Here is a 13,130-nt window from a genome sequence, read left to right as displayed (position 1 = left end):
TCATTTTCGAGATTTTATCCAACAAAAATAAGGCTTCTTATTCATGGAAGCCTTATTGTGAGCGTTGCATTTTCTTTTTTAGTTTTCTTAAGAAGTTAACTACCGGTCGTTTGCCGCCCATTACCAGTCCTGCTAGTTCGGCAAAAATATGCAGGAGCAATATGACAAACATCGTTATAATGAAGGATACGGTCGGGTTGGCATTGGAGAATAATATTCCCAGTAATCCGAACAATGCACTGAAAATATAGATAATGATCACTGTTTTCCGGTGACTATACCCTGCCTCGATCAATTGATAATGGAGGTGCCTATTGTCAGCGGTCATAATACTTTCCTTATTATAAGCTCTGCGAATCATTGCCACAAACGTGTCAAAAATCGGAACGGCCAATATAATAACCGGAATGATAAAACTGAAGAATGTTATATTTTTAAACAGTCCAAGCATGGAGATGACTGCAATCATATAGCCGAGAAAATTGGATCCGGTATCTCCCATGTAAATTTTTGCCGGGTAAAAGTTATGATACAGAAAACCCAGGTTAGCCCCAATCAATGTGATACATAAGAACGCTACTAAAACTTGTGTATCTATAATTGACATAAGTAAGAGGCTTGTCATGGCAATTGTCGTAACTCCAGTTGCCAGACCGTCCAGCCCATCAATCAAATTAATGGCATTTGTAATACCAACTGTCCATAATACGGTAATAAATACGCTGAAAAAGCCAAGTTCGACGACACCGAATACAGGAATTGTGATTCGTTCAATAATCAGTCCTGAAGAAACAAGCAAGGTGGCTGCAATTAGCTGCCCTGTCAGTTTCAGGTAAGGTTTAATGGTAAAACGATCATCGATGGCACCAGTAATGATAATTACGATAGACCCTATTAGAATTTCAGGCAAATGCTCATGATGCGGTTGTAAATATAGCATCCCCAAGAGAGCACCTATAAATATTGCCAGTCCTCCGAGCCTTGGGGTTTCATTTATATGGATTTTACGACTATCGGGTGTATCCATCGCACCGATTTTAATCGCAAACTTTTTCACTGGATACGTGATCAGCCACGATGAAGTTAATGCAATGAGAAAAGCAATTAATAAATCGACATAGTTAAACATAGAATTCTCCTACTGTTCTTTAATGACAGTCATTGATGTGCTGGAATTTAAGTATATGCTTTCGGTAGTAATTGTCTTAAATTATACCCAAATTTGGTTACGTTTAGCAAATGTTACCGAATAAGCACAACGCGTTTGTAAAGAAGTTTTATATTTTTTTCAAGTGCCACTGACATCCGATTAAATCTATGCTACCATATATACAGCATTTTTAAATTATCTGATAAATTATGGGGGAGGGAAAATATGAGTCCATACCTTTTCACTGTGGCGGCAGTTATTGCGGTTATTGGTATTATGGTTGTTTTTAAAATAAATATCGATAAGATGAAAGAAAATCCGGAGCAGTTTGGAAAAGCGCAGAATAATTTTTTCATTGGAGTAGCGTTAAGTGAAAGCATTCCTATTATATTGATTGTCTTTGGGTTGATTAATGCGGAACCCGTACCGATGGAAGAGCTTTATATTCCTGCAGCGATTGTTATTATGATGATGGTTTTTGCCGCTTTCTTTATTTTCCTGCAACGAAATGTAGATGTAGCGGAAGACCAGAAACAGCAAGTAAATAGTTTCTCACTGATTGCGCTGATGCTTGCTAATGCCATTCCAATCATTGCTTTAGTGATGATGTTTATAAATGTTGCTTGATGAAGAGAAGGTGCTTCCAGTCATAGGAAGCTTCTTTTCTTCCATTCCCGTATGCAACGCCTTATAATAAGGGGTAATTGATTTCCTGAGAGTTGGTGGTTTCTTGAAAGAACAGATTACAATCGAAAAAGTGTGCATGATTGCTGGTAAGGTCATGCTTGTAAGTGGGGCTGAGACGCATCGTGTGGAGGATACGATGAACCGCATCGCTTCTGCTTTTGGCATTCAGAATCCACAAAGCTATGCAACACCAACAGGGATAAATTTTTCATTGGATATGGCTACTACTACAAACTCTCTTCGGATTATTAAACGTTCGACAGATTTGCATAAAATTGCGGAAGTAAATATTGTTTCCCGCAAAATAACAGCCGGGGGTTTAACGATTAATGAAGCCTACGCGCTACTTAAAGAAATTGAACGTGAAAAATTAGCTTATCCCCCCTGGGTTCAAATTATTGCCGCAGCATTTGCGAGTGGCTGTTTTACCATGATGTTTGGGGGAACATGGTATGATTTTCTCCCTACCTTTATTGCGGGTGCCCTCGGTTTCACTGGGATGCTTGGCTTTGATCGACTCGTGGAAATCCGCTTCCTTGCTGAATTTTTCGGTTCATTCGTTGTCGGTCTATCGGCATATCTATTTGTCAGCAATGGATTCGGCCATTCGCTTGATATGGTCATTATTGGGGCAGTCATGCCGCTTGTACCAGGCTTACATATTACCAACGCCATTCGTGATTTAATGTCGGGGCATTTAGTATCTGGCGTATCCAAAGGTGTGGAATCCGTATTAACTGCCTTTGCGATTGGTGGAGGAGTGGCTCTGCTATTTACATTCGTATAAGGACTGGGTATAGGAGGAATAAATATGATCATCACACAACTTATCATGAGCTTCTTTGCATCCGCTGGCTTTGGGATTATATTTAATGCTCCTCGAAACGCACTTATTCAATGTGGCCTAATTGGGATGATAGGCTGGATCATCTACTATATGCTTTTCGAAAGAGGTATGATGGACATTGTTCCCGCGACAGTGTTCGCTGCGATGGTTGTTGCCGTACTAAGCCAATTTTGTGCGAGATATTATAAAATGCCAATTATTATTTTCAATGTATCCGGGATTATCCCACTTGTTCCCGGTGGCATCGCCTATAATGCAATGCGTCATTTTGTGGAAAATGATTATAACACCGCCGTCCAGCTCTCCGCTCAAGTCGTGCTCCTTGCTGGAGGAATAGCAATTGGACTGATGTTCTCGGAAGTAGTGAATCAGATTTGGAGGAAGGCCGAGGCATTGGGGAGGTAGTTGGGTTGCTGGAGTTCGATTCGTGTACGCGTTGCTTTTTGGGGGATTGCGCGACTTCGGGGACTCATTGCTCGACTTTCGTGGGGGATCGCGCAACTTCTGGGACGGATTGCGCGACTTTCGTGAGGTATCGCGCAACTTCCGGGATGGATTGCGCAACTTTCGTGGTTTACCGCACGACTTTCCGTATGAATCGCTCAACTTTTGAGGATTGCCGCGCAATTTGAAAACATTCATCAAAATACACTTATTTCCGATCCCAATAATTTGATTAATTAAATTTTTACTTTAAAATAGAAACTATATTTTCAAAAGAAGTGAGGAAACTAATAATGAGTAATGAGCTGCAACCTAAAGTAGTTATTGTAATATTTGGAGCAACAGGAGATTTGGCTAAACGAAAATTGTTTCCTTCCATCTATCGTCTTTATCAAAGTGGTAAGATCAGCAAGAACTTTGCTGTTGTCGGTTTAGCACGTCGGCCTTGGACAGATGAGGTTTTGCGTGAAAATGTGACAAAATCAATTAATGAAGCTATTTCACCGGAAGAGGATCTCGAGGAGTTCACATCTCATTTTTATTACCAGCCTTTTGATGTAACCGATGAATCTTCCTATAATGGACTTCATATGTTAATAAATGATTTAGAAGGTACATACCAAACAGAAGGGAACCGTGTCTTCTACCTTGCAATGGCGCCAGACTTCTTTGGAACGATTGCCAATAAATTGAAGGAATATGGTTTGAAGGAATCGGCTGGCTGGTCACGTCTTGTGATTGAAAAGCCATTTGGACGCGATTTGGAATCTGCTAAAGTATTAAATAAAGAATTGCGTGCTGCTTTTGATGAACAGCAGATTTACAGGATTGATCACTATTTAGGAAAAGAAATGGTGCAGAATATTGAGGTTATCCGTTTTGCGAATGGAATCTTTGAGCATTTATGGAATAACCGTTTTATTTCTAACATCCAAATTACATCGAGTGAAACACTTGGGGTTGAGGAACGGGCACGCTATTATGATCATTCCGGTGCAGCAAGAGACATGGTACAAAACCATATTTTACAGATGGTTGCCCTGCTTGCCATGGAACCTCCAATCAGTTTGACAACCGAGGAGATTCGTTCCGAGAAAATCAAGGTGTTGCGCGCACTCCGTAATATGGATCCCGAACAGGTTGGCGACTTTTTTGTACGTGGACAGTACGATAGTGGAGATATGAAAGGGGAAGCCGTTCAAGGTTATCGCGATGAGGCAGAAGAGCTGGCAACTTCCAATACGGAAACATTTGTCGCTGGAAAGCTATTGATCGATAACTACCGCTTTGCCGGAGTTCCAATTTATATTCGGACCGGTAAACGAATGGCTGAAAAATCGACCAAAATTGTGATTGAATTTAAAGATATTCCAATGAACTTGTACTTTAAAAAGGATAATGACAGACATCCGAATCTATTGATCATTAACATTCAGCCGAACGAAGGAATCACTCTTTGTCTGAATGCGAAAAAATCCGGAAACGGTGCACTCTCTGAACCTATCCAGTTAGCATACAATCACAATGCTGTTTCAGGCATCAATACCCCTGAAGCCTATGAAAAACTTTTGTATGATTGCATGGTTGGGGATGCGACTAACTTTACCCATTGGGATGAAGTTGCACTCTCATGGGAATTCGTTGACACCATTTTGGATGTTTGGTCAAAAAACACAGCTGATTTCCCTAACTATAAATCAGGATCAATGGGACCCGATGCAGCCGATGAATTGCTTGCAAAAGATGGTTTCCATTGGTGGTCTATTTAATTTTATATAGTTTGTGATAAGCCAGTGCTTGTATCGCTTTCGCACTAGAATTGGTACACAAAAACGCTTGATAGAATTAGAAATCTATCCAAGCGTTTTTATATTATCTAATAGATGCTTTTTAATTAAAGCATCAGATAGGACAATCCTTTATGAAAAAGCTTCCTCTTGTCGGTTTTTCTCCGCTTGATGAGTGCCCTTTCTCTTGAAGTTTTGGATTGTTCGGTCACTCATCAGCTCGATGAGTTCCCTTTCTCTTGTAGTTTTGCCTAGTTTGGTCACTCATCCATTCGATGAGTTCCCTTTCTCTTGTAGTTTTGCCTGATTCGGGCACTCATCCATTCGATGAGTTCCCTTTCTCTTGGTTTTTCGCCTCGTTCGGTCATTCATCCGCTTATCTTTCTACGGCCTGCCTGTCCGGTCACATAACCTGTTTGGGCTCTGGTCGCATTGCAGAGAATATCAGGATAATTGCGGTGATAAGATGCATAATCATTCCTACAACCGGAATCCATCCAACAAGTGATGTGATGATTCCGGAAACATTACCGATAATAGATCCATTGACTCTTTTTGTGAATATCAGTGCAACGATGTGTAGAACTAGCATAAAAAGTAGTGGTGTCCATGCGTTGGCTATAATATATGCACCTCCGAGGATTGGGAATCCGAGCAGTGCTTCTAATATTCCTGTAACCCATTTTAAAATTCGTGATATCGACAATGTTGTTGCCTCCTTCATCAGTGATTCATACCTTAATTTTCAAAGATAAGTTCAGTTTAGTATTCCCCTTTTCATTTTAAATGACACATGTAAAAGGTTATCTTCGTAATGTTAGTTGCTTTGTTGCTATAATCACCGCGGAGTTGAGATAAAATGCGAACTAACTACTAGCTGATATCCAAAATCGTGTGCTTCTATCTCCGTCCGGGATCGCTCTGGGCGGATGCTTTCCGCGGGCACGGCCTCAGCCTCCTCGAGAAACCCACTCTGCGGGGTCTTCGGACACGTGCTTTTCCCGCAGGAGTCACCGCCCGCCGCTCACCCGGACTGGTGAAGTTTTATAATGTTATTTTAGCTACGCAAGTATAGTAATTATTAGCAACCTTCTAACCAGCTCTGGGAAATACACGGAGACTTCTGCGGGAGGAAAGGCATAGGTGAGACTTTGAAATGCGTCAGCATGAAGAGGCTCACCAGCCGCCCGCGAAAAGCGCAGTGTATTTCCCAGAGCGATCGCCGAAGTTTCTGCATACCGATAGAAACCAACCAGCATTTACTTCGCATTTTATATATTAAACGAACAACCAAACTTTTAAAAATCCCTAAAAAAAGAGGCTCTCCTCAGGCGGAGGGCCTCTTTCATTCTAAGCTTCTTTTTTCTTTTTCTTCTTCTCTTTCCTGTTTGTAAATTTTGCGCTTAGGTCATCGAAGAATGTGTAAATAACTGGTACGAAGAATAGTGTAAATATACTTGATACGGAAAGTCCAAAGATAATAGTGACAGCTAGTGGTTGCTGCATTTCAGCACCTTCACCAAGTCCCATTCCCAGTGGAACCATTGCGAGAACGGTTGTCAATGTTGTCATCATGATTGGGCGGATTCTGTTTCTTCCTGCCTCAATGATGGCTTCGAATCTATCCATTCCTCTTCCTCTCAGTATATTAATATAGTCCACGAGTACGATCGAGTTATTTACGACGATCCCGGCGAGCATGATAATACCGATAAACCCAGGGACACTTAGAGATATGCCTGTGATGTATAATCCTCCAATCACCCCAATGATTGTAGTCGGTAATGCAAACATAATAATGAATGGTTGCAGGAAGTTCTCAAATTGTATTGCCATTACAGCGTATACGAGGAAGATAGAGAATACTAAAGCGATGGCTAGGTCTGTAAATGAATCGGCCATATCCTGCGCCTGTCCGCCGATCGTAATACTGTATCCTTCCGGCAGGCTCATCCCATCCAATGTTGTTTCAACATCTTCTACAACACTTCCAAGATCTCGATCAACAACAGCGCTGGTAACATTCATTTGTGGCTGTTGATTTTCCCTCAATAACGAAACAGGGCCTTGAACTTCAACTAGATCTGCTACTTCTTCCAATGGAAGGCTTGCTCCGGTCGGTGACTGAACTTTTAAATCTTTCAAGTCACTGATTGTGCTGCGTTCGTCTTCCGGATAAAGCAATGTGACGTCCATTTCCTGGCCTTCTTCACGGTATTGTGTTACCACTTGTCCGTTAAACTGCATTTGGATTTGGCTGGTAATTTGTTCTTGTGTCAGTCCTTGGGTTGCCGCTTTTCCTTCATCACTGGAAATTGTCATTTGCGGAACACCATCTGCAGCTGCTGATGATGGGTTGAATACCCCTTCTATACTTGAAATTTCCGTTACAATTTGATCGGAAATCTCTCGTAAAACTTCATGTTCTGGTCCGTTAATTTGAATGGAAATGGGATCTCCCATATTCATTCCACCATCCATCGCACTTGCGGTTATTTCCGCTCCTGCAATGTGTTGGAGTTTCTCATCCATTTCCGTAACGATGTCTTGGGTGGATGGTTCCCTTTCTGCTGCAGGTGTCAGCTGCATCGTATACGTTGCTTGATTACCGGCAGTAAATCCTGTTCCGCCGATGGTGACATAGCTTATTTCGATTACATCACTATATTCATTAATGGTTTCATTCACTTGCCCGGCAATTCCCTCTGTATATTCCAGACTGCTTCCTGGAGCAGTTTCGACGGTAATTTGCGCCTGCCCTTGATCAGATGCCGGTATTAATTCGGCGCCAATCATCGGAATCAATGCCAGACTACCGATAATAGCAAGAATCGTCGCCAACACGGTCGTTTTACGGAATTTTAATACACGCTTCAGTCCGCTGGCATATTTGCCTCGTAACCAATCAAGAAAACGGTCAAACCAGTATCTTCGCCCGTTGTCCTCCATTGCTTTGGAAAGCAGTTTGGATGAAAGCATTGGGACTAAGGTGATTGCTACCACCAGGGAGGCAATCAGTGAGAAGGATACTGCCAGTGCCAGTGGTGTAAAGAGATCCGATGCCAGACCTTCTACATAGATAATTGGCAAAAATACGACCAATGTCGTTGTTGTTGATGCGATAACGGCAGGTGCGAGTTCAGAGGCACCTTTTGTTGCCGAATCAAATAGACTGTAGCCTCTTTTGCGATAGGAGTAGATGTTTTCCAAAATAACAATGGAACTGTCCACCATCATCCCGATTCCTAATGCCAATCCACCAAGTGTCAGTACGTTTAATGTCTGGCCAGTGAAATACATTAAAGCGAATGTGGATATGAGTGCAATTGGGATGGATAGACCAATAACAATCGTTGCACGAATGCTTTTTAAGAATAGAAGCAGAATGAATACTGCAATAAATCCTCCAATTAAAATATTGGAAATTACCGAGTCCACGGACATTTGAATGAATTCAGATGTATCAATGATTGTTTCCAACTTTACTTCTCCCGGTAAATCGCCATTCATTTCAGAGATGCTATCCCCAATATTGGTAGCGACCTCTACGGTGTTTGCATCTGTTTGCTTCATAATGGATAGAACAAGTGAGGGTTCACCGTTCACCAATGTAGTTGAGGAGGATTCCTTAAATGTATCTGTTACCTCTACAACATCTTCCACAAGCACCGTTGCCCCTGTTTCCGTTTGAATAATTGTTTCTGATATATCATCCAATGATTCAAATTCACCGGTTACACGCAGTTGGAGATCTTGATTTCCTTTCTCAACTGTCCCAACCGAGGCGGAACTGTTCGTACTGCTTAAGTGTTGCATCAATCCTTGCGTTGTAACACCATATTGCTGCATTTTAGCCTGATCCATTTCGACCTGAATCTCACGGGTTTTCCCACCTTCAACAGTGACAGAGGCGACCCCACCCTGACGTTCTAAGAATGGTACAATCTCTTCGTCAGCAATAGTGGTTAATTTTGCTGCATCCCCGCCCGTTAAACCAAGGTAAACGACCGGTAGTGCATCCGGGCTGAAACGCAAAATATTTGGTTCGCCGGCTTGTTCAGGCAGATAACCTTTTACTTGATCCACCTTTTCCCGGACATCCAGTAATGCCTGATCAAGATCTGTTCCATTTTTAAACATCATCATAACAAGTGATGAGCCCGCTTGAGATTGGGATTGAACGGTATCGATGCCCTCAACGGAACTGACCGAGGACTCAATTTGTCGGCTAATTAAATTTTCAACATCCTCCGGCGCAGCATCCTGATAGCTTGTTGCGACGACTGCAATCGGTAAATCTATTTTTGGAAAAAGGTCCACTGCCAAGCTTCGGACGGAGACAACTCCAAGAGCGATGATGGCAAGGACGATCATAATGACCCCTACAGGTCGCTTCACGGACGTATTTACTAGCTTCAAAACTTATTCCCCTCTCGCTGTATCCACTTGATCACCATCGGATAGTGTAAGCTGACCAGTAATCACGATTTGATCTCCGGCCTTAACTTCGCCTTCAATTGCAGATTTCTCGGATTGTGTTTCCTCAATCGTAACTTCTACCTTTTGCGCTTTACCTTCATTTACAAGATAAACAAATGAAAGATCATCCTCCTGAATAATGGCAGATGTTGGAACAATTATGGCTTCTTCAATCGTTGTTTCGGGAACGTTCATTTCAGCAATCGTTCCTGACAAAATAGCAGATTCTTCATTCTCGACCGTTGCCTCTACTGGATATAATCCGGTATCATCTGGCATTGCACCGACTTCTGTTATTGTAGCTTGATATTCGTTATCATCGATGAGGACGGTAAAGGTATCATCCACAGCTAAAAGTGAGCGTACATTCGCTGTCACCGTTAATTGCACTTTCATTTGATCCATATCAGCAATGATTGCAAATGGCTCTTCATTGGTGGCCATTTCATCTTCTGCTGCCTGTATGTTTAAAATTTGACCATCTTTCGGTGCACGGATATTTTGATTGCCCGCTGCCGTTGAAATGCTTGCAATCAAGTCATCCTCTTCGACCTGTGCACCATTTCGGGCTTCCAATGTATCTACTTCACCAGGAGTCTGCAGCATAACCGGTGTAGTGGTCTTTGGCGCCGTGCGGCCATAAAGTGTTTTTTCAAGGACCAGGTCTCCTGTTTCTACCTCCGCTGTCTCTACTGGAACAATTCGCTCTTGTTCCTCTTCGGCATTCTCTTCCTCTGTACATGCTGCCAGTAATCCAATGAATAGGATTGCAGCTAATCCGAATAGCATTTTCTTCATTATTTGTGCTCCTTCCATAACCGTTCACTTATTTTAGTAATTCCATTTTCATTTCTTTGGCCAGTTGTTCACATTCCTGATGTACTTCCGGTATTTCTCTAAAATGTGCAAGCAAACCTTGAATCATAATCGGTTGTCTTTCCTTTTTGGCCAGCTCTGTTTCAAGCAACTGAAACGCAGCCAGCAGTTTTTTTACTTTTTCTGTACCTGGTTCCATCGATAAAATTTTCTCTTTCATTGTTTTGAGGATTGTTACTGCTGGGTCAAGCTCCTCCCCACCTGCACCTGTTAGATGACGATTATATTTTTCAGGAATGAACGTTAATGGCACTTCCTTATTCTGGAGCATCCCAGTAACAATATTGTCCAGCCTTCTAACGAGAAAGGGTCCAATCTTTTCCCGCTCCACGTGTATATCATCGATCACAATCCACTTGGAATAGGAATTAATCAGTCCTTCCATTTGGATGACAACATCAACGATAATTTCATTTACTTTTTCCCCGTAAATACGGCGTATATTTTCTCGCAGGCTCTGAAAACTGGATATTTGCATGTGTTCCATCATTTTATCCGTTTGTTCACCTACTGAAATATTTTCCCGTAAATGCATGATAATGAAGTCTTTGTATGTATAGATGTAGTCAATGATTGTAGTGATCTGTTGCTCGAGAATTTCCCTGGCATCGTGTTTTGTCTCACTGATCCGTTTCATTTTATCTGTCATTTGATTATAAAAATGATGAATCGCGGTCGTAATAAATTGTTCCTTCGACTCAAAATAAAGATAAAATGCCCCTTTGGAAACGCCTGCTGAAGAAGCTATTTCCTGTATCGAAGTATTATGATATCCTTTTGCCGAAAATAATTTCATTCCTGACTCAATCAATCTTCTTTTCTTCTCATTCAAAAATAATCACCTGTTCCTTTTGTACGATATTAGCAGCATTATTGTTTCATTCATTCTTAAAATAAATAAAATGACTGACCAGTAAGTCATATGAGGTGAAAAATAGATATAGGTTGCCTAATTTATTATATAGGTTACATACCCGAAAATACAAGATAGATAAATATTAACTTTTTGTGAACTCCGATTTAGAAGGTGTTTTTTATTTACTTCTTACGGGTAGACATACGTATAGACACATTTAAATTCAAGGAGGCAAAAGAATGGCTGATAAAAATAAAAAAGTACAGCAGGATGATAAAGATACGGAAAAGGGATCACAGCTTCAATCCAATGAAATGGAAAAGGCACAGGGAAATGAAGAGAAAAAAGATGATGACGATAAATAGAGAATTGCATGAAGTATAGGTATTCGAAAAAGTCGATATTTATACTTCTTTTATTGAATTAATGATTCATACGCTGTTTGCATTATGGTATACTTTTCCATAATAGGAGCATTACGGGAGGGGATTATATTCATGGATATTGCTGCTTTATCCGTAGTTATGTCAAATAACCAGGTTCGTTCAAGTGCAAGCCTTGCTGTTATGGATAACATCAAAGACGTTGCCCAACAACAGAGCCTTCAATTAATGGAAATGATGCAGGAAACAGTACCAGCACACCCTAACTTAGGAAATCAGATTGATATTCAATTATAGTTCTGATTAAAACTAAAAAGCAGAACCCCTTTTAATCAGGGCTGTTCTGCTTTTAGCGTTTAGATTCATCTAGCCTTTCAGATTATTCTGCAGGTGTTTCGTTCGTTTCACCATTGTTCATACCGTTATTATCCTTGTTTTCATCGAATTCGTTGTTTTCTTCCATTAAGCCCTCGTCTTCATTCATGCCGCCGTTTTCCTCTTCTTGATTTAACGGTGCTTCTTCTTCTTGAACCGGGTCTTCTTCATTGCCGGTTCCACATGCAGCGACTAAGGATAATGCCAAAACAGGCGCACCTAATTTTATAAGCCATTTGCTTTTCATAACAAGTTTCCTCCTTTATTGATGTTCGCTATCGCAATTAGCTTAACCATATTTAAAGAAGAAATACTTATTTTTTACATGAATTTAACAAAAAATGGTGGCTATTTGGAGATTATCTTCAGATGAAGCGTAAATTCTTCTTTCATGCATTTTATTTAATTGCAAATGTAATTTCAGCTTCACAAGCCAGTTCACCATCCACGGTTGCGATGCCTTTTCCTTTTCCGATCGGTCCCTTCATGCGAGTGATCTCCACTTCCAATTTTAATTGGTCACCTGGTTTTACCTGACGTTTGAAGCGGCATTTATCGACGCCTGCCAGAAAACCGATTTTCCCTTTATTGCCTTCGATGTTTAAGACAGCGATTGCTCCAACTTGGGCAAGCGCTTCAACAATCAGCACACCTGGCATTACCGGATAATCGGGGAAATGTCCTTGGAAGTATGGTTCATTGATGCTTACATTTTTTAATCCTACTACGCGCTTTCCTTCTTCCATTTCTGTTACTTTGTCTACTAATAAAAATGGGTAGCGATGCGGTATTATTTCTTTTATTTGTTCAATATCCAACATAGGTTTGTTCTCCTTTGTGATTCGTACTTTCTGTCATTATATCGAAAGAAGTGTTTCAAAAAAAGTAAAATGTGGAATTACGTAGTTATAGCACTAATATTTTAAATGTAAAGGAGGATTTATATGCTTTGGACAATCCTGATTGTTTTGTTAATTTTATGGGCACTTGGTTTCGCGTTTGAAATCGGTGGCGGTTTGATTCACTTACTACTTGTTATTGCACTTGTCGTATTGATTTTCCGTCTGGTTACTGGAAGAAAAGTTCCTTAACAGGTAATGTTTGTGGTCATCTCAGAGTTGAGATAAGCTACGATGTAACTGCAGGTTGATTTCCGCTACGGACAGTTGCTTTCCGCGGGCACGGCTTCAGCCTCCTCGCGGAAAACCGCCGCTGTGGGGTCTTCAGACACGTGCTGTTCCCGCAG

14 protein-coding genes are annotated in these 13,130 nt (G+C 41.1%); 7 read left to right on the top strand and 7 right to left on the bottom strand.

Annotated features, from left to right (window positions below):
* Positions 1 to 52: 52 nt before the first annotated feature.
* Positions 53 to 1,129, bottom strand: coding sequence for a glycosyltransferase family 4 protein (locus ACFOUV_RS14535; RefSeq protein WP_379497508.1), 1,077 nt, complete (start codon positions 1,127 to 1,129; stop codon positions 53 to 55).
* A gap of 246 nt (positions 1,130 to 1,375) precedes the next feature.
* Between ACFOUV_RS14535 and ACFOUV_RS14530 the strand changes: the two genes are divergently transcribed.
* From ACFOUV_RS14530 to zwf, 4 genes are all read left to right on the top strand, one after another.
* Entirely contained in the window at positions 1,376 to 1,777 is a 402-nt protein-coding gene (locus ACFOUV_RS14530) for a hypothetical protein (protein ID WP_379497507.1), read from the top strand.
* A gap of 103 nt (positions 1,778 to 1,880) precedes the next feature.
* Positions 1,881 to 2,624, top strand: coding sequence for a threonine/serine exporter family protein (locus ACFOUV_RS14525; protein ID WP_379497506.1), 744 nt, complete (start codon positions 1,881 to 1,883; stop codon positions 2,622 to 2,624).
* A 24-nt stretch (positions 2,625 to 2,648) separates the two neighbouring features.
* Positions 2,649 to 3,089, top strand: a complete 441-nt coding sequence (locus ACFOUV_RS14520; protein ID WP_379497505.1) for a threonine/serine exporter family protein — start codon at positions 2,649 to 2,651, stop codon at positions 3,087 to 3,089.
* Positions 3,090 to 3,421: 332 nt separating this feature from the next.
* On the top strand, positions 3,422 to 4,897 hold the full coding sequence (gene zwf, locus ACFOUV_RS14515; RefSeq protein WP_379497504.1) for a glucose-6-phosphate dehydrogenase: 1,476 nt from the start codon (positions 3,422 to 3,424) through the stop codon (positions 4,895 to 4,897).
* 421 nt (positions 4,898 to 5,318) lie between these two features.
* On the opposite strand, the gene ACFOUV_RS14510 is transcribed toward zwf, so the two are convergent.
* The 4 genes from ACFOUV_RS14510 to ACFOUV_RS14495 form a co-directional block, all read right to left on the bottom strand.
* Complete coding sequence (locus tag ACFOUV_RS14510) at positions 5,319 to 5,621, bottom strand: hypothetical protein (protein ID WP_379497503.1); 303 nt, start codon at positions 5,619 to 5,621, stop codon at positions 5,319 to 5,321.
* Between the two features lie 644 nt (positions 5,622 to 6,265).
* A complete protein-coding gene (locus ACFOUV_RS14505) occupies positions 6,266 to 9,334 on the bottom strand; it encodes an efflux RND transporter permease subunit (RefSeq protein WP_379497502.1) in 3,069 nt (1,022 codons plus the stop codon).
* Between the two features lie 3 nt (positions 9,335 to 9,337).
* A complete protein-coding gene (locus ACFOUV_RS14500) occupies positions 9,338 to 10,192 on the bottom strand; it encodes an efflux RND transporter periplasmic adaptor subunit (protein ID WP_379497501.1) in 855 nt (284 codons plus the stop codon).
* 28 nt (positions 10,193 to 10,220) lie between these two features.
* Positions 10,221 to 11,102, bottom strand: coding sequence for a TetR/AcrR family transcriptional regulator (locus ACFOUV_RS14495; RefSeq protein WP_379497500.1), 882 nt, complete (start codon positions 11,100 to 11,102; stop codon positions 10,221 to 10,223).
* A 263-nt stretch (positions 11,103 to 11,365) separates the two neighbouring features.
* Between ACFOUV_RS14495 and ACFOUV_RS14490 the strand changes: the two genes are divergently transcribed.
* Positions 11,366 to 11,491: a hypothetical protein gene (locus tag ACFOUV_RS14490; protein WP_379497499.1), complete on the top strand. Its 126-nt coding sequence runs from the start codon at positions 11,366 to 11,368 to the stop codon at positions 11,489 to 11,491.
* 132 nt (positions 11,492 to 11,623) lie between these two features.
* On the top strand, positions 11,624 to 11,806 hold the full coding sequence (locus ACFOUV_RS14485) for a YjfB family protein (protein WP_379497498.1): 183 nt from the start codon (positions 11,624 to 11,626) through the stop codon (positions 11,804 to 11,806).
* Between the two features lie 82 nt (positions 11,807 to 11,888).
* Here the strand turns inward: ACFOUV_RS14485 and ACFOUV_RS14480 are convergent, their stop codons facing one another.
* Together ACFOUV_RS14480 and fabZ are read right to left on the bottom strand one after the other, a co-directional pair.
* A complete protein-coding gene (locus ACFOUV_RS14480; protein ID WP_379497497.1) occupies positions 11,889 to 12,131 on the bottom strand; it encodes a hypothetical protein in 243 nt (80 codons plus the stop codon).
* A 151-nt stretch (positions 12,132 to 12,282) separates the two neighbouring features.
* Complete coding sequence (gene fabZ / locus ACFOUV_RS14475; protein ID WP_379497496.1) at positions 12,283 to 12,705, bottom strand: 3-hydroxyacyl-ACP dehydratase FabZ; 423 nt, start codon at positions 12,703 to 12,705, stop codon at positions 12,283 to 12,285.
* 123 nt (positions 12,706 to 12,828) lie between these two features.
* Here fabZ and ACFOUV_RS14470 point away from each other — a divergent pair, with 123 nt between their 5' ends.
* The gene (locus ACFOUV_RS14470; RefSeq protein WP_379497495.1) at positions 12,829 to 12,975 is read left to right on the top strand and encodes a lmo0937 family membrane protein; all 147 of its coding nucleotides are present in this window, start codon (positions 12,829 to 12,831) and stop codon (positions 12,973 to 12,975) included.
* Positions 12,976 to 13,130: the final 155 nt, after the last annotated feature.

It is taken from the genome of Oceanobacillus longus, assembly GCF_042650085.1.
Lineage (GTDB): Bacteria > Bacillota > Bacilli > Bacillales > Amphibacillaceae > Oceanobacillus > Oceanobacillus longus.
The sequence above is the reverse complement of the archived record's forward strand: the minus strand, read 5'-3'. Positions and strand labels throughout refer to the sequence as shown.

What these genes read in the sequence shown, in the direction of transcription:
- ACFOUV_RS14535 (WP_379497508.1), bottom strand. Translation starts at nt 1,129, where the DNA reads ATGTTTAACTATGTCGATTTATTAATTGCTTTTCTCATTGCATTAACT.
- ACFOUV_RS14530 (WP_379497507.1), top strand. Translation starts at nt 1,376, where the DNA reads ATGAGTCCATACCTTTTCACTGTGGCGGCAGTTATTGCGGTTATTGGT.
- ACFOUV_RS14520 (WP_379497505.1), top strand. Translation starts at nt 2,649, where the DNA reads ATGATCATCACACAACTTATCATGAGCTTCTTTGCATCCGCTGGCTTT.
- zwf (WP_379497504.1), top strand. Translation starts at nt 3,422, where the DNA reads ATGAGTAATGAGCTGCAACCTAAAGTAGTTATTGTAATATTTGGAGCA.
- ACFOUV_RS14500 (WP_379497501.1), bottom strand. Translation starts at nt 10,192, where the DNA reads ATGAAGAAAATGCTATTCGGATTAGCTGCAATCCTATTCATTGGATTA.
- ACFOUV_RS14490 (WP_379497499.1), top strand. Translation starts at nt 11,366, where the DNA reads ATGGCTGATAAAAATAAAAAAGTACAGCAGGATGATAAAGATACGGAA.
- ACFOUV_RS14485 (WP_379497498.1), top strand. Translation starts at nt 11,624, where the DNA reads ATGGATATTGCTGCTTTATCCGTAGTTATGTCAAATAACCAGGTTCGT.
- ACFOUV_RS14480 (WP_379497497.1), bottom strand. Translation starts at nt 12,131, where the DNA reads ATGAAAAGCAAATGGCTTATAAAATTAGGTGCGCCTGTTTTGGCATTA.
- fabZ (WP_379497496.1), bottom strand. Translation starts at nt 12,705, where the DNA reads ATGTTGGATATTGAACAAATAAAAGAAATAATACCGCATCGCTACCCA.
- ACFOUV_RS14470 (WP_379497495.1), top strand. Translation starts at nt 12,829, where the DNA reads ATGCTTTGGACAATCCTGATTGTTTTGTTAATTTTATGGGCACTTGGT.